20 protein-coding genes are annotated in these 18,351 nt (G+C 64.9%); all 20 read right to left on the reverse strand.

Annotated elements, in window-relative coordinates; all coding sequences use genetic code 11:
* Window position 1: 1 nt before the first annotated feature.
* The gene (atpF, locus tag B5G02_RS08395; RefSeq protein WP_019240046.1) at window positions 2-604 is read right to left on the reverse strand and encodes a F0F1 ATP synthase subunit B; all 603 of its coding nucleotides are present in this window, start codon (window positions 602-604) and stop codon (window positions 2-4) included.
* Between the two features lie 33 nt (window positions 605-637).
* Window positions 638-829 (reverse strand): ATPase, encoded by a 192-nt coding sequence (locus tag B5G02_RS08400; RefSeq protein ID WP_019240047.1) that lies wholly within the window; start codon window positions 827-829, stop codon window positions 638-640.
* Between the two features lie 98 nt (window positions 830-927).
* Entirely contained in the window at window positions 928-1,725 is a 798-nt protein-coding gene (gene atpB, locus B5G02_RS08405) for a F0F1 ATP synthase subunit A (protein ID WP_019240048.1), read from the reverse strand.
* Between the two features lie 380 nt (window positions 1,726-2,105).
* The gene (locus tag B5G02_RS08410; protein WP_241146208.1) at window positions 2,106-2,396 is read right to left on the reverse strand and encodes a hypothetical protein; all 291 of its coding nucleotides are present in this window, start codon (window positions 2,394-2,396) and stop codon (window positions 2,106-2,108) included.
* A 67-nt stretch (window positions 2,397-2,463) separates the two neighbouring features.
* Window positions 2,464-3,111 carry a uracil phosphoribosyltransferase gene (gene upp, locus B5G02_RS08415; protein ID WP_094335893.1) on the reverse strand — a complete coding sequence of 216 codons (648 nt, stop codon included), beginning with the start codon at window positions 3,109-3,111 and terminating at the stop codon, window positions 2,464-2,466.
* 61 nt (window positions 3,112-3,172) lie between these two features.
* Window positions 3,173-3,616, reverse strand: a complete 444-nt coding sequence (rpiB, locus tag B5G02_RS08420) for a ribose 5-phosphate isomerase B (RefSeq protein ID WP_019240051.1) — start codon at window positions 3,614-3,616, stop codon at window positions 3,173-3,175.
* 208 nt (window positions 3,617-3,824) lie between these two features.
* Window positions 3,825-5,366: a glycerol kinase GlpK gene (glpK, locus tag B5G02_RS08425; protein ID WP_019247005.1), complete on the reverse strand. Its 1,542-nt coding sequence runs from the start codon at window positions 5,364-5,366 to the stop codon at window positions 3,825-3,827.
* 13 nt (window positions 5,367-5,379) lie between these two features.
* Window positions 5,380-6,120 (reverse strand): L-threonylcarbamoyladenylate synthase, encoded by a 741-nt coding sequence (locus B5G02_RS08430; RefSeq protein ID WP_019240053.1) that lies wholly within the window; start codon window positions 6,118-6,120, stop codon window positions 5,380-5,382.
* A 339-nt stretch (window positions 6,121-6,459) separates the two neighbouring features.
* Window positions 6,460-7,629, reverse strand: a complete 1,170-nt coding sequence (locus B5G02_RS08435) for a N5-glutamine methyltransferase family protein (RefSeq protein ID WP_094335894.1) — start codon at window positions 7,627-7,629, stop codon at window positions 6,460-6,462.
* 469 nt (window positions 7,630-8,098) lie between these two features.
* A complete protein-coding gene (locus tag B5G02_RS08440; protein ID WP_019240055.1) occupies window positions 8,099-8,818 on the reverse strand; it encodes a GntR family transcriptional regulator in 720 nt (239 codons plus the stop codon).
* A gap of 264 nt (window positions 8,819-9,082) precedes the next feature.
* Window positions 9,083-10,057, reverse strand: a complete 975-nt coding sequence (locus B5G02_RS08445) for an aldo/keto reductase (RefSeq protein ID WP_019240056.1) — start codon at window positions 10,055-10,057, stop codon at window positions 9,083-9,085.
* A gap of 3 nt (window positions 10,058-10,060) precedes the next feature.
* The gene (locus tag B5G02_RS08450; RefSeq protein WP_019240057.1) at window positions 10,061-11,104 is read right to left on the reverse strand and encodes a zinc-dependent alcohol dehydrogenase; all 1,044 of its coding nucleotides are present in this window, start codon (window positions 11,102-11,104) and stop codon (window positions 10,061-10,063) included.
* A 46-nt stretch (window positions 11,105-11,150) separates the two neighbouring features.
* Window positions 11,151-12,350, reverse strand: a complete 1,200-nt coding sequence (locus tag B5G02_RS08455) for a hypothetical protein (RefSeq protein ID WP_019240058.1) — start codon at window positions 12,348-12,350, stop codon at window positions 11,151-11,153.
* 18 nt (window positions 12,351-12,368) lie between these two features.
* Window positions 12,369-13,208: a PTS system mannose/fructose/sorbose family transporter subunit IID gene (locus tag B5G02_RS08460; protein ID WP_019240059.1), complete on the reverse strand. Its 840-nt coding sequence runs from the start codon at window positions 13,206-13,208 to the stop codon at window positions 12,369-12,371.
* Complete coding sequence (locus tag B5G02_RS08465; RefSeq protein ID WP_094335895.1) at window positions 13,198-13,968, reverse strand: PTS mannose/fructose/sorbose/N-acetylgalactosamine transporter subunit IIC; 771 nt, start codon at window positions 13,966-13,968, stop codon at window positions 13,198-13,200. Before B5G02_RS08465 ends, B5G02_RS08460 begins: the two co-directional genes overlap by 11 nt.
* The gene (locus B5G02_RS08470) at window positions 13,968-14,798 is read right to left on the reverse strand and encodes a sugar phosphate isomerase/epimerase family protein (protein ID WP_094335896.1); all 831 of its coding nucleotides are present in this window, start codon (window positions 14,796-14,798) and stop codon (window positions 13,968-13,970) included. The genes B5G02_RS08465 and B5G02_RS08470 overlap by 1 nt, the downstream gene beginning before the upstream one ends.
* Window positions 14,799-14,822: 24 nt before the next feature.
* Window positions 14,823-15,683: a class II fructose-bisphosphate aldolase gene (locus B5G02_RS08475; RefSeq protein WP_026089078.1), complete on the reverse strand. Its 861-nt coding sequence runs from the start codon at window positions 15,681-15,683 to the stop codon at window positions 14,823-14,825.
* Between the two features lie 36 nt (window positions 15,684-15,719).
* Window positions 15,720-16,181, reverse strand: coding sequence for a PTS sugar transporter subunit IIB (locus tag B5G02_RS08480; protein ID WP_019240063.1), 462 nt, complete (start codon window positions 16,179-16,181; stop codon window positions 15,720-15,722).
* A 59-nt stretch (window positions 16,182-16,240) separates the two neighbouring features.
* Complete coding sequence (locus tag B5G02_RS08485; protein ID WP_019240064.1) at window positions 16,241-16,666, reverse strand: PTS sugar transporter subunit IIA; 426 nt, start codon at window positions 16,664-16,666, stop codon at window positions 16,241-16,243.
* A gap of 320 nt (window positions 16,667-16,986) precedes the next feature.
* On the reverse strand, window positions 16,987-18,099 hold the full coding sequence (locus B5G02_RS08490) for an ATP-binding protein (protein ID WP_019240065.1): 1,113 nt from the start codon (window positions 18,097-18,099) through the stop codon (window positions 16,987-16,989).
* Window positions 18,100-18,351 lie beyond the last annotated feature (252 nt).

Consider the following 18,351-nt stretch of genomic DNA (forward strand, 5'->3'; position numbering starts at 1 on the left):
GCTAGTTGCTGGCATTCAGGCTACCCGCTTCCTTGATGTAGCGCTCGATGAGACGGCGCTGCTCGCCATCCTCGTCCAGCGTCTTCTCGACGATCTTGGACGCCACCGACACGGAGAGATCCGCGATGGATGCGGCCGCGTCGGCGTAGAGCGCCTGGCGCTCGTCCTCGACCGTGCGATGCGCCTTGGCGATGATCGCCTCGGCCTCCTTGTGCGCGGCGGCCACGATGCGCTGGCGCTCGGCCTCGCCGTCCTGGCGAGCCGCGAGCACGATGTCCGCAGCCTGGCGGCGCGCGTCGGTGAGCATGTCGTCCGACGCCTTGCGGTCCGCGATGGCCTGCTTCTTGGTGCGCTCGGCCTCATCGAGGCTCTCCTCGATGCGCTTGCTGCGCTCATCCATCATCGCGAGGATCTGCGGCCAGGCGACCTTCGCCAGGACGACCCAGATGATGAGGAACGCGATGAGCGCGGGGACGAACTCCGCCATCTTGGGGATGAGGATGCTCGCACCGCCCGCCTCCTCGGCAAACGCCGAGACCGGAGCGCAGAGCGCGGCGCACGCGGTGGTCGCGGCGACGCCGGCAATGCGATGTGTGAACTTCATGATGTGCTCCTTATGCCACACGCTGGGGCGTTCCTAGGCAATGAGGGTCACGACGAAGCCGATGAGGCCGAGTGCCTCGGTGAAGGCGGACGCCAGGATGAAGACCGTGAACGCGCGGCCCTGAACCTCGGGCTGACGCGCCATGGCGCTCGTGGCGCCGAACGCCGCAAGGCCGATGGCAAGGCCGGCACCGATAACACCGAGACCGTATCCGATAACTCCCACAATTCCTCCTTTGTCATGCGCCGGTATGGCGCGGGACTCCAACCTATGGACGGGGCGGCGCTCGCCGCCCGGGTCACCTCTTAGGCGCGCCGGGCGCGCTAGTGGGCATCCGCCTCCGCGATCTGGATGTAGACCGCGGCCAGGACGGTGAACACGTACGCCTGCACGAACGCCACGATGAACTCGACGACGTAGATGATGAGCAAGATGAGCAGCCATGCGATGCTCGGGAGCGCGCCCACCGCGTTCATGGCAGTGAAGTGCTCCAAGAGCGGCTGGGCGAAGATCGTGGCCATGAGGGAGAACGAGCCCATGACGATGTGCCCGGCGAACATGTTGCAGAACAGACGGATGGCCAGCGTGATGGGGCGCAGCAAAAGCGAGAACACCTCGATGACCCACACGAACACGTTCATGGGGAACGCGACGCCCGCGGGCGCGAGGCTCTTGAGGTAGCCGAGGACCCCGTGCTTCTTGCAACCGAAGTAGATGAAGTAGATGAACGTCACGAGGGCGAGCGCCGCGGTGCAGCCGATGGCGCCCGTGCCCGGCTTCATGCCCGGGATGAGGCCGATGAAGTTGTTCACGAGGATGAAGAAGAAGATCGTGGCGAGGAACGGGAAGTGCCGGCGCCAATCCGTGCCGACCACGCCCTTGGCCACGTCGTTCTCGACATATTCGACCACGTACTCGACGCCGTTGACGAACACGCCCTTGGGAACGAGCGTCTGCTTCTTCACGAACACGCCGACGATGATCAAGAGCACGACCGCGGCGATGAGGAGCCAAAGCGAGTACTGGGTGAGACCCGCGTCGAGCGTGCCGAAGACCGGATCCGAAGAGAACTCGGCGACGAGCTCGTTGATCGCCTCGGGCAGCTTGGAAAACGCGTCCAAAATCACACTCTCCTATCCACCGGCGCGCCGGCGCCGAAGGGTTTCCACGGCCGGCGAGGTGCCCGACGTCGCCGAACCGTTCCCTGAAATGCTATGTACCCGCCCGGCGGGACACCGGGCGCGAGCGCATGCCGCCAGCATGGAGACGTCGGGGAGGCGGCGTCGCCGCATCCGGTACCCGACGAAGCCCCTGCACGAGGGCATAGGCTCAGGCTCACCATATATTAGTCTGCCGCCCCCCAAAGTCAAGGTGTTTTCGTGGCTAAACTAGCTGGCCAAATGTTGCAAAATCACATACTTGCCACACGTTTTTCGGCCGCGTGGGCGCGTGTGCTCGGCGCGGGAGGGCGAGGGCGGGCGCCGGGGACGGGGAAGGCGGCTTACCAGAAATCGCCGCGGGCGATGGCGGCGAGGGAGAGGGCGATGATGCTGCCCACGAACCCCACGAGCTCGCCCAGGAAGTACGCAAGGAAGGCGTCGCGCCCCACGACCCATGCGACGAGCACGCCCAGGAACAGGATGGCGAACGACGATGCCACGCCCACCATCCCCATGACCATGTTCGCCGCGCGCCGCCGCGACATGACGGGCACGACCGCGAGCGCGAGCGGGGCGAAGGCGAGGAGGCCGGTGATGACGCCCACGACGGCCGCGGGCCACTGTTGAGCCAAATCGAGTTCCGGCACCGCGCCTCCCCTCCCATCGAATGTCAAATTACCCCAGGGGTATTTTTACATGCTACAGCGTGCCGAAGATGCGGTCGCCCGCGTCGCCCAGGCCGGGCACGATGTAGGCCGCGTCGTTCAGGCCCTCGTCGATCGCGCAGGTGTAGATGTGCACGTCCGGGTCGGCCTCCTGGACCGCGGCGATGCCCTCGGGCGCCGCCACGATGCAGAGCAGGCGCACGTCGCGCACGCCCTGCTTGCGCAGGTAGCCGAGAGCCGCCGTCGCCGACCCGCCCGTGGCGAGCATAGGGTCGACGAGCAGGCAGATGCGCTGGTCCACGTCGACCGGCAGCTTGCAGTAGTACTCGTGGGGCTCGTGCGTCTCCTCGTCGCGGTACATGCCGATGTGCCCCACGCGCGCGGCGGGCACGAGCTCGAGCAGGCCGTCCACCATGCCGAGCCCCGCGCGCAGGATGGGCACGATGGCGAGCTTGCGGCCGGAGAGCTGCCTGCACGGTGCCGCGCAGATGGGCGTCTCCACCTGGACGTCCTCGAGCGGCAGGTCGCGCGTGGCCTCGTAGCCCTCGAACAGGGCGAGCTCGCCGATGAGGTCGCGGAACTGCTTGGTTCCCGTGCGCTTGTCGCGCAGGATCGAGAGCTTGTGCTGTACGAGCGGGTGATCGACGAGCGTCACGCGCTCGGGGTCAAACGAAACGGACATGATCGGCACTCCTCGTCTCAAAGCGGTGCCGGTAAGGCGGCACCGGGCGTTCTTTGGGCCGCTACTCCTCGTCGAGCTCCATGATCTTGGCGACGCGGCGCTCGTGGCGGCCGCCCTCGAAGTCCGTGGTGAGGAACGCCTTGACGATGGCCTCGTTGTCCTCGACGTCGACGAAGCGACCCGAGAGGCACACGACGTTACCGTTGTTGTGCTGACGGAAGAGCTCGGCAAACGGCACCGAGGTGATCGACGAGGCGCGGACGCCCGGCACCTTGTCGGCCGAGAGCGCCATGCCGATGCCCGTGCCGCAGATGAGCACGCCGTAGTCCGCCTCGCCGTTGGCGACCGCATGGGCCACCTTCGCCGCGAAGTCCGGGTAATCGACGGAATCGCCCGTGTCGGGGCCGAGGTCCGTCACCTCGCAAGCCAGCTCATCCTGCATGTAGCGGGCGATCTCGCCCTTCTGGTCGAACCCGCCGTGATCCGATGCGATGGCGACGCGCATTGCTGCTCCCTCCAAGATGGTTGGCGCGGCATCTCCGCGCCCTTCTTTCACTCTAGCATTCGGAGCGCGTCTTGGCGTGCGTCCGCTTCTGCGGTTTCGATGGTTTCGGGGGCGGCGGCAGGGCGCGGGGCGGGGTGCCTGGAACTACGCCGGGCGCCGCGGCGGCTGGGGCTGCGCCGGGCGCCGGGGCGGGGCGCGGCGGGGCGGGCTACCGCTGGCTGCGCGCGCGGGAGACCGCGTCGTGCCAGCCGGCGAGTTCGCGGGCGCGCTCCTCGGCATCCATCCCCGGCTCGAAGCGGCACGCCACGTCGCGGTTCTGCCGGATCTCCTCGCGATCCTCCCAGTAGCCCACGGCAAGGCCGGCGAGGTAGGCCGCGCCGAGTGCCGTCGTCTCCACCGCCTCCGTCTGCACGACGGGAATGCCCAGGATGTCGGCCTGGAACTGCATGATGAAGTCGTTGCGCGAGGCGCCGCCGTCCACCGAGAGGCTGTCGAGCGTGCAGCCCGCGTCGGCCTCCATGGAGCGCAGCACGTCGAAGCTCTGGAACGCCATGGACTCGCAGGCCGCGCGCACGATGGTCGCGCGGTCGGACGCGCTCGTGAGGCCGTAGATGAGCCCGCCCGCGCCCGCGTCCCACCACGGCGCGCCGAGCCCGCTGAACGCGGGGACGAGGTAGCATCCGCCGTTGTCCGGCAGCGACCGGGCGATCTCGGCCGTCTCGGAGGCGCTCGAGATGATGCGCAGCTTGTCGCGCAGCCACTGGATGACGGAGCCGGCGTGGAAGATCGAGCCCTCGAGCGCGTAGCTCACCGTGCCGCCCTCCGCGATGCCGACGGTCGCCACGAGGCCGTTCTGGGACTCCACCACCGTGTCGCCCGTGTTCATGAGCATGAAGCAGCCGGTGCCGTAGGTGTTCTTCGCCTCGCCGGGCTCGAAGCAGCAGTGGCCGAAGAGCGACGCCTGCTGGTCGCCCGCGACGCCGGTGATGAGCGGCATGTGGGTCATGATCTCGCCCGAGACGCGGCCGAACTCGCCCGAGCTCCAGCGCGGCTCAGGCAGCATGCAGCGCGGGATGCCCAGCAGCTCGAGGAGCTCGTCGTCCCAGTCGAGCGTGTGGATGTTGAAGAGCATGGTGCGGCTCGCGTTGGTGTAATCCGTTGCGAACACCATGCCGCCCGTGAGGTTGTAGATGAGCCATGTGTCGATCGTGCCGAACATGAGCTGGCCGGCCTCGGCGAGCTCGCGGGCGCCGCTCACGTTGTCGAGGATCCAGGCGATCTTCGTCGCGGAGAAGTAGGCGTCCGGCATGAGGCCCGTCTTGGCGCGGATCATGTCCGCGTAGCCGTTCTGGGCGAGGGCCTCCGCGTGCGGCGCGGTGCGGCGGCACTGCCAGCCGATGGCGTTGTAGATGGGCTGGCCGCTGTCGCGATCCCACACGACGGTGGTCTCGCGCTGGTTGGTGATGCCGATGGCGGCGATGCTATCGGAGTGGATGCCGCTTTTGAACTGCACCTCCATCATGACCGCGATCTGCGAGGCCAGGATCTCGGTGGGGTCTTGCTCCACCCAGCCGGGCTGGGGGTAGATGGCCTTCACGGGGCGGGACGCCTGCGCCACGATGCACCCGTATTCGTCGACGATCACCGCGCGCACGGACGTGGTGCCGCAGTCGAGCGCCATGATGTAGCGGCTCTTGGTGTACGCGTACATCGAATCGACGAGCTTCAGGTCTTTCAGCGAGAGCGCCATATGCCACCTACCACTATGCTTCCTGCACGGCGGCCGCGCCCGCCCGGGCGGCGACCCGCAGGATCTCTTCATCGGAAAGCGCCCCGTGGCGCGCGATCACGACCGCGCCCGAGACGCAGGACACGATGCTCGACGCGTCGCGGCAGCGGGTCTCGCCCGCGTCGATCGCGGCGTCGACGCCCGCGAGCACCTCCGGCTCCACGGCGTCGAACGATGCCGGGGCGGGGTTGCCGTGCGTGTTCGCGCTCGTGGTGGCGAGCGGGCACCCGCAGGCGCGGATGAGCGCGGCGACGACCGGCGAGGCGGAGCAGCGCAGCGCCACCGTGCCGTCCGCCGCCTGCATGAAGCGCGGCACGCGGTCGCTCGCGCGCACGATGAGCGTGAGCGCGCCCGGCCAGAACGCGGCGGCGAGCGCGCGGGTCGCGTCGTCGATATCCCGGCCGTAGCGGTCGAGGTCCTCGACACCCGCGACGAGCCAGGGCACGGTCTGGGTGAGCTCGCGACGCTTGACCGAGAAGATGCGGCGGTACCCGGAATCGGGCGGTGGAAGCGGCGCGCCGTTCACCTGCGCGTCGGCGGCAGTGCCTGCAGGCGGCTGCCATGCCATGAGGGGCTCGACCGCAACGCTCAGGCCGTAGACCGTCTCGGTGGGGATGAGAGCGAGCCCGCCCGCGGCGAGCACCTGCGCGGCCCGGTCGATCCCCGCGTCGTGCGCGGCAAAATCCAGCCCATCTGTGCGGTATATCTCCGGCATCGACCGCCGACCGTCCTTTCCCCGACCTTCTCGCGCCCTTCCCAAGGCGATGCATCGTGTCGATGCATTGTCTCACGAGCGGGACGCGCGGGCGGGGGCAGATGCGTTTCCAGAACGCAAACGGGGTGATGATTTCGCCCAAAGGGGTGTCGTGTGTCGAAAATGTGACGGGCGCGGGACAGAATTGGGGTGCGCGGGTGGTTGGGGCCCGCCTCCTGTCGCCCACTGAGGTGCGCGGGTGGTTGCGAGTTGTCTTGTCGCCCGCCGGGGATGCCGAGTGGCTGCTGCCCGTCTCACTGCCCGCGGGGTACACGGAGCGCGGGGCGCCGCGGCGTCCTGCTACCCCGTGTGCGCGAAGATGAAGCGCTGCCTGCCGGTCAGGTCCTTCAGGATCTCGACATCGTGCATGCCCGCATCGGTGCAGATGCGAGCCGCCTCCTCGAGCGAATCCTCGAAGAGCTCGCAGGCGAGCAGGCCGTTTTCCTTGAGCATGTACGGGGCCGCGGAAACCAGGCGCCGGAACACGTCGAGCCCGTCACGGCCGCCGTCGAGCGCGAGCTCGGGCTCGTAGTCCCGCACCTCGCGCGGAATCGCCTCCATCACCGAGGACGGGATGTACGGAGGGTTCGAGACGAGCACATCAAATGAGAAGCGCTCCTCGGTGCGGACGGGTGCGGTGAGGTCGCCGCGGCGTATATCCACCGCCTCGGGCGAGACGCCGAGCTGGGAGCGGTTGCGCTCGGCAAGGTCGACCGCCTCGTCGCTGATGTCGGTCGCCACGCAGCTCACGCAGCCGGGGCGCTCCGTCGCGAAGGCGAGCGAGATGCAGCCCGTGCCGCAGCCCACCTCGAGCACACGAGCGGGACGCACTTCGGGCGTGGACGCGTGGGCTTCGGCGGGCGCGGCGTCGGGCGCGGCGCCCGATGCATCCTGCACGGCGGGCATCGGGGTGTTCGCGCTTTCGTCCTGCACGGATTGCACCGGGGCTTCCGCTGAAACCTCCCCCGCGGTGTCCGCCGCCTCCGTGCCGTCGCCCGCCTCCGCAGTCGCAGCGGCAGCGCGCGCGGCGGCCTCGGCCTGGCGGGTCGCCTCGACCTCCGCGTTCCACGGCAGGGCGACGCGCTTGCGCCGGGGCTTCTGCCACCCGGTCACGTTGCGATCGAGGTATTCCAGCACGTAATCCACGAGCAGCTCGGTTTCCGGGCGCGGGATGAGCACGCCCGGCGCGCACATGATGCTCAGCCTGCGGAACGCCGTCTCGCCCGTGATGTATTGGAGCGGCTCGCCCAGCGCGCGGCGCTTGATGCCCTGGTGCATGGCGTCGAGCTCGTGCTGCTCGAGCGGAAGGTCGCGCTTGGTGAACAAGTCGATCCGCTCAAGGCCGGCGGCGCTGCAGAGCAACCACTCGGCCGAGATGCGCGGCTGTTGCACCCCGCGGCGCTCGAAAAACTCGGTCGTCCATTCGAGGCACCGACCGATCGTCCAAGGTTTCTGCATCTCGTCAGCCATGCTATCTCCCCCGCCCCTCACGTCCCGCCGATTCTACCGTAACGCGCGGGCGCACCACGCCGTCGCGCGCTGCCATCGCCCGATGCGCATACCCTATCGCATGCATCCGACCGAAATCCAAGCGTTTCTGGCACAAACCTTGCCAGATCCTTGTCGCGAATCTGGCAGGCGGAACGCATGCCCAGCTCGCACCCCGGCCATCGCGCGCAAATTCAGATACCAGTGGTTCTTTTCGGCAGCTATTCGCCACAATATCTCTAGATGTCGATGCCGGCACGCGATAGTGAGCGCCGCGCTCACCTCGTCGCGAACGTCGCCGCATGCGAACCGCCCGCGCGCCTTCATAAACAAAGTTGTCAACTTTACACGCGAAGGGCGTTCTGAACAGCGCTTCGTAAACAGAGTTGTCAACTTTGTGCTCGAAGCGGGCGGCACCGGGACGCGCTCGCGCCTGCGCCGTTTCTGGCCGCTACAGATCGAGCATGTACCGCGATCCCACATAATATTGGCGACCGATGTAGATGGGCTCGCCGAATTGATCGAGCGCATACGTAGTCGTATGCAGCAGCGGCTCGCCCACGGAAATCTGCAGCGCGCTCGCCTTCGCCGCAGACGCCCCGATCGCCTGGACTGTCATATGATCCTGCTTGACCGGCCTGCGTCCATACAGCGTATCGAGTGCCTCGTAGATCGAACCGTCCTTCAAGTCCATGGAAAACAATTCCTTGGTATCCCGATACGGCAAGAAGAGGTTTTCCTCGAAGATGGGAAGGCCGTCTGCCATGCGGACGCGCTGGATGTGCACAAGCAACTCGCTTGCATCGAGGCCGAAAAACTCGCGCTCATCGGCTCGCGGCGGAACGATCTCCTTTTTGATCAGGCGAGCACTCGAAACGTGCCCCTCCTCGCGGCAAATCTCAGTGAAGCTCTTCGGAGCCTTGCCGCGCAGCACGTTTCTCCTCATGCGTGGTGCGCAAACAAACGTCCCCAGCCCGCGGCGCTTGATAAGGTACCCATCGTTGCTGAGGTCCTCGATAGCGCGGCGCACGGTGATACGGCTTACGGAGTACGTCTCGGAAAGCTCCGTCTCGGTGGGAATCTTGCTTTCGGGAGGATAGACCCCATCGTTGATGGCCGTCTTGATATCTTCGTAGATGCGCTGATACAGCGGCTGCTCTTTCGAGGGCACGATGCGCTCCTTGATCCATACCTTCGAGCGATGCATGATCTGGCGGATACATCCGGATCATGGTGTCATCGCCGTTAATACATCTATAACCTATTGGCTGGCAAACGTCTATAACCTTTTACCCCATCGGCACCAAAACCGCACGTCACACATACAGTTGTATGAAAGGGCGAGCCGGCTCAGCACCAGCTCGCCCTCGGTCGTCTGCACGGCGGAGGCTCTGCTGCCCTCGCGGCGCACGACGTTCTGTTCCCCGCACGCCGATTAGGACGTGGCCTCCGTGATACCGAGGCGCTCGAGTTCGCTATCGAGCAGGTCGATATCATCCTGCGCGAGCTCCCAAGAGAACGTGGCGCAGTTCTCCTCGGCCTCGCGCACGTTGCGCACGCCGGTGAGGGCGGTCGTCACGAAGCTCTTCTGGGTGCTCCAGTTGATGGCGATCTGCGCGAGCGGCTTGCCGTACTTCTCGGACACCGCATCCATGGTCTTCAGGAACTCCTGGATCTTCGAGAACAGGGGCTCGCGATAGAACGGATAGAAGGTGTTGCGGAAGTCGTTCTCGGCGAAGTTGGGCTTCTCGCGAATGGAGCCGGTAAGGATGCCCGAGCCAAGCGAACCCCAGGTCATGACATCGATGTCATGCTCCTCGCACCACTGAAGCTGGTGCAGGTCGGCCTGGTTCACCATGGAGAACGGCAGCTGCACGATGTCGATGTCGGCGTACTCGGAGGCCTGGGCGATGTAGTCGATGTCGACGTTGCACAGGCCGAGCATGCGCACCTTGCCCTGCTCCTTGAGCTTCTGCACGTACTCCATCGTCTCCTTGATGGGCGTGCCGAAGTCATCCGGCCAATGCATGAGGTAGATGTCGAAGTAGTCGGTGCCCAGACGGCGCACGGAGTCGGCGAACTCGCGCTCGATCGAGGCGGGCGTGCTCTTATGGACGCCCTTGCCGTCCTCGATGTAGGAACCGTACTTGGTGGCGAGCACGATCTTGTCGCGGTCGTAGCCCTTGATGGCCTTCCCCACGACCTCCTCGGAATGGCCGGAACCATAGATGGGCGCGGTATCGATGAGGTTCACGCCTCCATCGATCATCGCCTGGATGGCGCGGATGGACTCGGCGTCATCGACCTCGCCATAGCTCGCGCCGAGGGAGTTCGCCCCGCCGATTGCCCAGGTACCCACCGTGATTGCCGAGATATCCACCCCGGACTTCTTCATGGTCTTGTAACGCATGTGCTACTCCTCGTTGCAGATGACGCTGATACGGAACATGCCGGGCTCGCAAGCGCGCTCGAAAGCATGCTGGATCTGGTCGAGCGGGATCTTCTCCTCGACGAGCTCCTCGAAGTTTGCGGCGCGCATGTTGATGAGGTTCGCGGCTTCCTTGAAGTCGACGTAGTCGGCGCCGTAGGTGCCCACGATCACCATGCGGCGGTAATGCACGGTGTTCGGATCGAGCTCCCACTTCGGCGCCGGGTAACCGGCGGCAAAGATGAGCAGGCGGCCGCGCTTCTCCTTGAGCATGTCGATGGCCTGGGCGTAGGCGCTCGCCGCCGCCACGGCCACGATCACGCCGTCCGCACCGCGCCCGCCCGTGAGCTCCTTGACCTTCTCGACGGGGTCGACGGCGGAAACATCGATGGCCTCGAGGCCCAGGCGACGCGCAGCCTCGAGCTTCTTGGGCATCATCTCGGTGATGAGCACGCGGCAACCATGGGCCTTCGCCACGAGCGCGTTCAGGATGCCCATGGTTCCCGCGCCGATGACCACCACGGTGTCACCGAAGTCGCAACCGAAACGACGGAAGCCGGCGCAGCACGTGCCGAGCGGCTCAAGCAGCGCGGCCACGGAGGGGTCGATGCCGTCATCGATCTTGTAGCACGCGACCTCGCTCGAGACCACGTACTCGGCGCAGCCCGCGTTGCCGAAGAAGCCATCGTCGTTCGGATGGTCGGCGCTCATGAGGTGCGGGCACTCGCTCGTGCGGCCCTCACGGCTCGGGAGCGTGTAGGGGTCGTAGTAATAACCGCTCGCAACGTAATCGCCAACCGCGACGCTCGAGACCTCCGAACCGACGGCCTCGACCGTGCCCGCCCACTCATGGCCGAACACGAGCGGCGTGGGGCGGTTGCGCGAACCGTTGAACGCGCCGTACTCCGACGTGCAGATATTGTCCGCCGCGACCTTGACGAGCACCTCGTGGGAGGCGAGCTCGGGCAGCTCGCGGTCGATGACCTCGGCCTTTCCAGCTGCGCGCAGAACCGCTGTCTTTACCTTCATGGTTTCCTCTCTCACAATCTTGATAAACGCCCCAGGTCGACACGAATCAGGCTGCTGCAGCCAGGATGTCGCGCACCTGCTTCTCGATGAGCTGGACGAGCACCGCATCAGAGGCGGCCGCGACGTCGCCCAGCGGCTTCTCGCCCGCGTTATCCACCTCGAGCCCGCACACCTCGTGCATGAGCCCCCGGAGGCACGCGGTGTCAGCGGGGTCGACCCCGCGCTCCCCCGCCAGGTACATCAGGCCGTATGCGATGCCGCGCGCCAGGTAGAAGGGCACGATGCCCTGTTGCAGGCACATCAGGGCAGGCCCGACGAAGCGGTTGCCGCGCGAGAGCTTCTCCTCTGCGCCCGCCATGACGCGGCCGACGGGGTCCTGCACGCCGGCATCGAGCTTCGCCATGATGAACGCGACCCACTCCGCATCCTCCGACGCATCAAACGCGTAGGTGCGCGTCACCGCTGCATGCGCCTCGTCGAAAGCACCTGTGATGCACGAGCGGATCCACGAATCGTGGTAGCAGTCGCAGATGTAGGACAAGCCCGCGTGCGCCCCCATGAACGCCGCCATGGCGTGCAGCATGTTTCCGCAGTACACCTTGCGATAGATGTGCCCCTCGGCGCCGTGCACGTAAGACACATGCGCCACGTCGAGGCGCGGCCCCATCCAAGCGTCCGCATCGATCTCGAGCCCCGGGTTGGCCGAGACTACGACCTGCCAGGGGTTCGCGCCAGCGGCGCTGGGCACTCCGGCAGCGAGCACCATGACCTGGCATACGCCCAGATGCTCAGCGGCATAGGAGCGCTCGGCCGGGCTGAGCCCCTCCTCGATGAACCCGCGCACCTTGGCCGGGGCTCCGAGGGCGTTCACGCACAGCAGCACGTTGAGCGGCCGGTCGCAGCCCGCGGCCGCACGCCGGCGCACCGCCTCGGCGATCACCCGGGCAATGCCCTCAAACGCACCTTCGTATACGCAGCACGCGGCCACGTCGATGTGCTCGAGCGCCTCGACGATCGGCTCGTCGGTCGAGCTGTCCACGATGTCGAAGGCATCGACGCGCGTCGTCTCGTCCACCGCGTTGCCATCGGTCACGCGAACGTCGTAGTAGCCCTGCGCCTCAAGCTGGCGCATGCCCTCCATATAGAGGTCGTAGAGATGGAGCCGGTAGCCCTCGCGGGCGAAGAGCAAACCGACGACGCCGCGCCCGATTTTGCCCGCACCGAGAATCGCGATGTCACGTCCCATAACGAATCGTCCTCCCCGTTACCCGATGATGCCGCACAGGGCGAGCGCGACGCCCACGACGATAAGGCCGATGAGCAGCACGACCACGTTGACCTTCTTCTTACCGAGCAGCCAATAACAGGCCAGCACCAGCAGGAGCGGCAGCATCTTCGGCATGACGGTGTCGAGAAGGCCCTGGAGCGCCGTGGGATCGGTGCCGCCCGCGCCACCGAAGGTGATGGGCGTGGTAAGCGCCACGTTCGTGGCGGTCATGGCACCGATGGCGGCGAGGCCGATGACGCTCGCGGCATATGAGATCTTGTCCATGATGCCCGTGGAGGCAGCGTCCTCGAGGAAGCGCGTGCCCATGCTGTAGCCCATCTTGAGCGTCCACCAGCGGGTGATGAGCTGGGGGATGTTGAAGATGAGGAAGAAGAGCACGGCGCCGGCGATGCTGCCCTGCATGCACAGGTCGATGGACACCGAGACGGCGATGACGCGCAGGGTCGAGTGGAAGACGGTGTCGCCGATAGCCGAGAGCGGTCCCATGAGGGCGGTCTTGACGCCGGTCACCGCGTTCGTGTCGAAATCGTCGCTCTGGGCATTCTGCTCCTCGAGCGCAAGCGTCACGCCCATGGGCAGACCGGAGACGTACGGGGTCACGTTGAAGTACTCGGTCATGTGACGGCGATACGCATCGACGCGCTTCTCTTTATCGTCCTTGTAGATCTTCTTGAGCGCGGGGATCATGGCATAGGTGTAGCCGCTGTGCATCTGAGCCGGGTAGTCGTTCATACCGTTCAGGTGGATGCCGCGGCTGAACACGGTGAGCAGGTCCTTGCTGCTCAGCAGGCCTCCCTGCTTGACGTTAGAACTCATTGTCGTCCTCCTCTGCAGCAGTCGAGAGCGCGGGCTTGTCCTCGCGGGCGAATACGATGAGCACCACGGCCGCGGTCGCGAGCAGCGTCACGGCGATGGTGGGCATGCCCAGGTACGCGGTGAGGATGAAGCCGATGAAGAACCACGCGGCTACCTTCTTGTCCATGATCATGGTGAGCAGGAGGCCGAAGCCCACGGCGGGCAGCAGGTTGCCGGCGGAGTTCAGGGCGTTGATGATGTTCGTGGGGATGGAGTTGACCGCTGCCTCCATGGCGCCGCTGCCGAAGTAGATGGACAGGAAGCCGATGAGGAAGTACAGGCCGAACTGGCTCACCCAGGCGCCCACCCAGAAGATGGCGCGGGCGGCGCGGTCGTTGTCGTTCAGAAGCTGCGCCTTCATAGCCTCGCCGAAGAAGGCGTTGATGAACTTGCAGAGCACGTAGGCGAAGCCGCCGATGAGCGCGAGCGGCACGGCGAACGTGGTGCCGATACCGGTGCCGGCTCCGGTGATCACTGCGAGCGCGGTCGAGACGCCGGCTGCGGTGCCGCCGTCGGGCGAGACCGCCGCGCCGATGGGGAACGAGCCCAGGAACACGATCTCGAGCGAGGCGCCGATGATGGCGCCGGTGGCCACGTCACCGAGCACGAGGCCCACAAGCGCGCCCTCGACTATGGGGCGGTTGAGCATGCAGTAGCCGAAGAAGTAGTCCATCTTGCACAGGCCGACCACCAGGCCGGTGAGCAATGCGGGAATAAGCATTACCGTTCACATCCCTTCAGTGTTTCTATCGAACGCGCGAGCACCTCGCGCGGGCGATCGTAATAGGCAGATGCGGTCATCTCGAGCGCACAGTCCCCCTCGTAGCCATGCGCCTCGAGCTCCTGCAGCACCGCGCCCGGCTCAAGCACGCCCCGGGAGTCTCCCCATCCCAGGTGCGCGAACACATGCGGGTCGAGGTTCGTCAAGTGCACGTACCCGACACGCTCCCCAACCTCCCGCAGGTGGGCGGAGAGGCTGTCGCCGTTGCGGGCGATCGTTCCGGTATCGAGCGTGGCGCGCAGGTTCTTCTCATTCACCTCCCCAAGCAATCGAGATAGGCCGTCTGCATCCATCACGAGCCGATACTGGGTTCGCGACAAGGGTTCCACGCAGACCTCGATCCCCTCCTCTGCCGCCATGTGGCAGATGGCGCGCAGCATGGTGCAGAGCGCATCCCAAGCCCGCGACGGGTCGTCGTCGAGCAGGCGCCATCCAGCGTTGACCGAGATGCGCCGGGCGCCTAACCGGGCAGCGAGCGACACGATCTGGCGGTAATAGCCCTCGGTAAGCCGCTGCACCTGGCTATCGGATGAGGCGATGTTGTACGCCTTGGGATTGCTCTGCTCGGGCGTGAGCGTCCGGATGCGCACGCCGTACCGGCTCACGAGCCGGGCGACTTCGGACGCGTTGTATACGGCGTGCGCATCGATGTTGACGTGCTGGTTGCAGAGCCAAAGGTCGACGTCGCGGATATCGAGCGAGGCCACATCGGTCAGAAAGCGCTCGAAGCTCCAATAGCGCCAAATCTGGTTGGTGGGCAGAAAGCGCATGGGAACCCTTGCCTGTCACGTTGCCTACGCCTTGCCGGTGCAGCCGAAGACGTTCATGTAGTGCATGAGCGCTTCCTTATAGGCCGCAGCGCCGATCTCGTCGTACTGGCAGGCGTTGATCTTCTTCTTGTTGGGATCGACATCCGGCGCGTAGTCGGACTCGATGGTCGCCTTGACCGCCATGTTCGACGCCTGCGACAGGTCGGTCCAGAGGTTCACCTTCTGGATGCCGCACTCGATCGCCTTCGCGATGAGGTCATCACCGGTGCCGGAGCCGCCGTGAAGCACGAGCGGCACGTCCACGCTCTGGGCGATGGTGGAAAGCAGGTCGTACTCAAGGTGCGGCGTGCCCTTGTAGGCCCCGTGGCTCGTGCCGACGGCGACCGCGAGACAGTCGACGCCCGTCTCCTCGACGAACGAAGCCGCCTCTTCCGGATGCGTGAGGCCGGCGTCGCGGGTCTCCTCGTACTCATTGCCCTGGCCGACATGGCCAAGCTCCGCTTCGACCGACACGCCGACGGCATGGGCGATCTTCACGATCTCCTTCGACTCGGCGACGTTCTGCTCGTAGGGAAGCGTGGAGCGGTCGACCATGACCGAGCTGAACCCGGCGCGGATGGCGCGGATGATGTGCTCGAAGGGGCCGCCGTGATCGAGGTTGAGCGCGAACGGGACCTTCGGATAGCGGCGCTCGTAGAAGCGCGCGAGCTCGCCCATCTCCTCGATGCCGAAAACGCCGGGGCATCCCAGGATCACCGGGGCATCGAGCTCATCGGCGGCCTGCAGGCAGGCTTCCATGGTGAAACGGCTGAAAACGTTCGGCGCCGGAATGCCATAGTGACCCTTCTTGGCGTCTTGCAGAAGTTCATGCATAGGTGTAAGCATGGCTGGACCCTCTCTTCTCCTTTGAATCGAATATGGTTAGGCGTAGATGGTCTTCGTCTCCGTGGGCACCTGGCGAATCTCGAGCTCGATGCCGCGTGCCCCGAGCTCGTGCAGCATGTCCTCCTCTTCGGGAAGGAGGAAGATCGCCTGGCTCACCTGGCGCGCACCCTCGCGCTTCTTGATGCCGCCGAGGTTGATGCTCGTGATTTCCGGTATCGCGTCGCAGATGCGTTTGGCGTCGGCAACGCTGCCCGTGACGATAAAGAGCTTGTACTTGTCGGTCACGCCGCTCTTGATGGCCTTGATGCTGTCCTCGACGGTCTTGACGACGAGCTTGATGCCCTGCGGCTTCGCCAAGCGCAGCGTCGCCATCTTGAGGCTATCGGTCGCGGAGTCGTCATCGGCGATGAGGATGCAGTCGGCTCCGATGGAGCGCACCCACGAGAATCCGACCTGCCCGTGCAGCAACCGGTGGTCGATGCGGAAGAGCTTGATCACGTCGTTGTCCTTTCTGGATTGCCCCGCGCGAAGGGGTCGCTTCCGCGCGAAGCCATGCGTTAAAACTCGTTGGCGTCCGCCTCCGCCGTGCTCCCGACGAGGCCGTTCACCAAAGCGATGCCGTCGCGCGCTCGCTCGACGATGCTCGGCAGCTGCTCCGAGACGGTGTCCGCGGGGCACACCGCGACCTCGAGCAGAAGAGCGAGGTTGAGGCCGCATACCAAGTGAAATGGATACTCGCCGAGCAGTTTGGTGAACTCGTTGTTCACAGAGCCGCCGAGCACATCGGTAAGTACGATGAGCTCCGTGGTGGCGTAGTCGTTCTCGGCGACTGTCCGGCGAAATAGCTCCTGATAGTCCGTGTCGCTATCCACATATGCCGTGATGCATTCGATGGGGGTCTGGTCGCCGAAGATCATCTTCATCGAAGTGAGGATGCCCTCCGAGAATCTACCGTGCGTCGCGACGACGATGCGCTTCTCCATGTCACACCCCCTTCCCGCCAGTTGATGCCAAACTCACGGTGCAAAAGCACGCAGTGCCCTCCGTGTTCGTAAAAGTAATATACGTCTATTACGTTCTATATGTCTATAATTTATGCGAACGGTCTGTATGGCGCCGTGAGTGGTTATGCGAGTGGATTGGGGGAGGTGCCGCCGTCGTTCACCTGTGAAGCGGTGCGACGCGCGGGGAGGACTCTCGAACCTTGGCGTAAAAATAGGGGCACCCAAGCGGATGCCCCATCGGAAGCTGTTTGGTTGCGGTGGGCGATATGGCCGGAAGCTCACTCTTACTCCGCCCTCTGTTACAGGTCGGCGTATTCTCGCTTCAAATAATCCTGCAGGTACGGAACGTCGAAGCGCACGAACCCGCGACCAGCAGGCTCGATCACGCCTGCATCGATGAGGCGCTTTCGATACTTCTGCGCATAATCTGCCTTCACATCCAGGCGCTCCGCGATGTCACTCATCTTCGAGCGCCCATCGTCTCGGGACATAGCGACGAGAAAGTCGACATCGCGCTCGGATAAGGCCAGGAGCGTCGTCATGCATACGTCGCGCTCAAAATCATCTCGCGCGACAGAGCAACATACTGCGAGCAAATCATCTGTCGCGATGCCGCCGTGCGGGAGCCGCTGCGAAATGTTGTATCCCACGAGCTGGAGCAGATACGGTGAACCTTTAATCTCACGTGCCAGACAATCGAGCTGGTCTTTGCTTATGACGATGTTGAGCGTCGAGAACGCACGATCCAAAAACGCAATGACCTCGGAATCCCGGAGCGGCTCAAGCCGCACGCGGTCCGCGCGGTTCAAGAAGGTGAGCACGCGGTCGTTGAGCGTCGCAGACACCGCGCCCGGCAGCCCTGCCAACACAAGCGAGACGTCGAGGCGCTCGCCGATGAGCTCCTGATACACCGCGACAAGGCTCCGCACATCGGGTGAATTTGCCTGCAGCTCATCGATAAGAATTAAGATGCCGTGACCGCGCGCGGTAAGCGTCCGCGCCAGCTGCGTAAGACGAAATGCCGCGCTCTTCGTTTCCTGCACGTCGCGACTGAATTCCAGACCTGCAGAGAATCCGAACGCGCCGATGCTCCCGCCCGACACGCGGGTCGACCTCGGCTCGCCCACGTATCGCTGACCCGCATCCTGAATCTTCTCAACAACGCGTTCGAGCATGCCCTCCGTAGCAATGGTCGGTGTTGCGACAACGACACCCTGCTTCGAAGCCCGCTCGGCAAGTTCCAGGAGCAGCACGGTCTTGCCGCTTCCTCGTTGGCCGAGCAGGACCGTCGACCGTCGACGATTCCCCGGCTCGGTCGCCAAGCCGGAAAGCATCTCGCTGAGCACATCCTCGCGTCCGACGAGGTATGAGGGTCGGTTGCCAAACGCTGGGGAAAAGATAGGTTGCTCCACGATGAACCCCCTTCGAAGTTTGGCGGTATCTGCTCTATTCGACCATAATCGAGCTGCTGTTTTCCTTTTTTTCCTATTTTTTCCTTTTTTTCCTATTTGTCAATGAGGATGGACTGTAGTCGGCATGCAGGCGCCGCCGTATGTGAACCGCCCGCGCGGACCTTCATGAACAGAGTTGACAACTTTACACGCGAAGGGCGCTCTGAACAGCGCTTCGTAAACAAAGTTGCCAACTTTGTGCGCGAAGCGAGC

The sequence above is a fragment of the [Collinsella] massiliensis genome, assembly GCF_002161605.1.
Taxonomy (GTDB): Bacteria; Actinomycetota; Coriobacteriia; order Coriobacteriales; family Coriobacteriaceae; genus Enorma.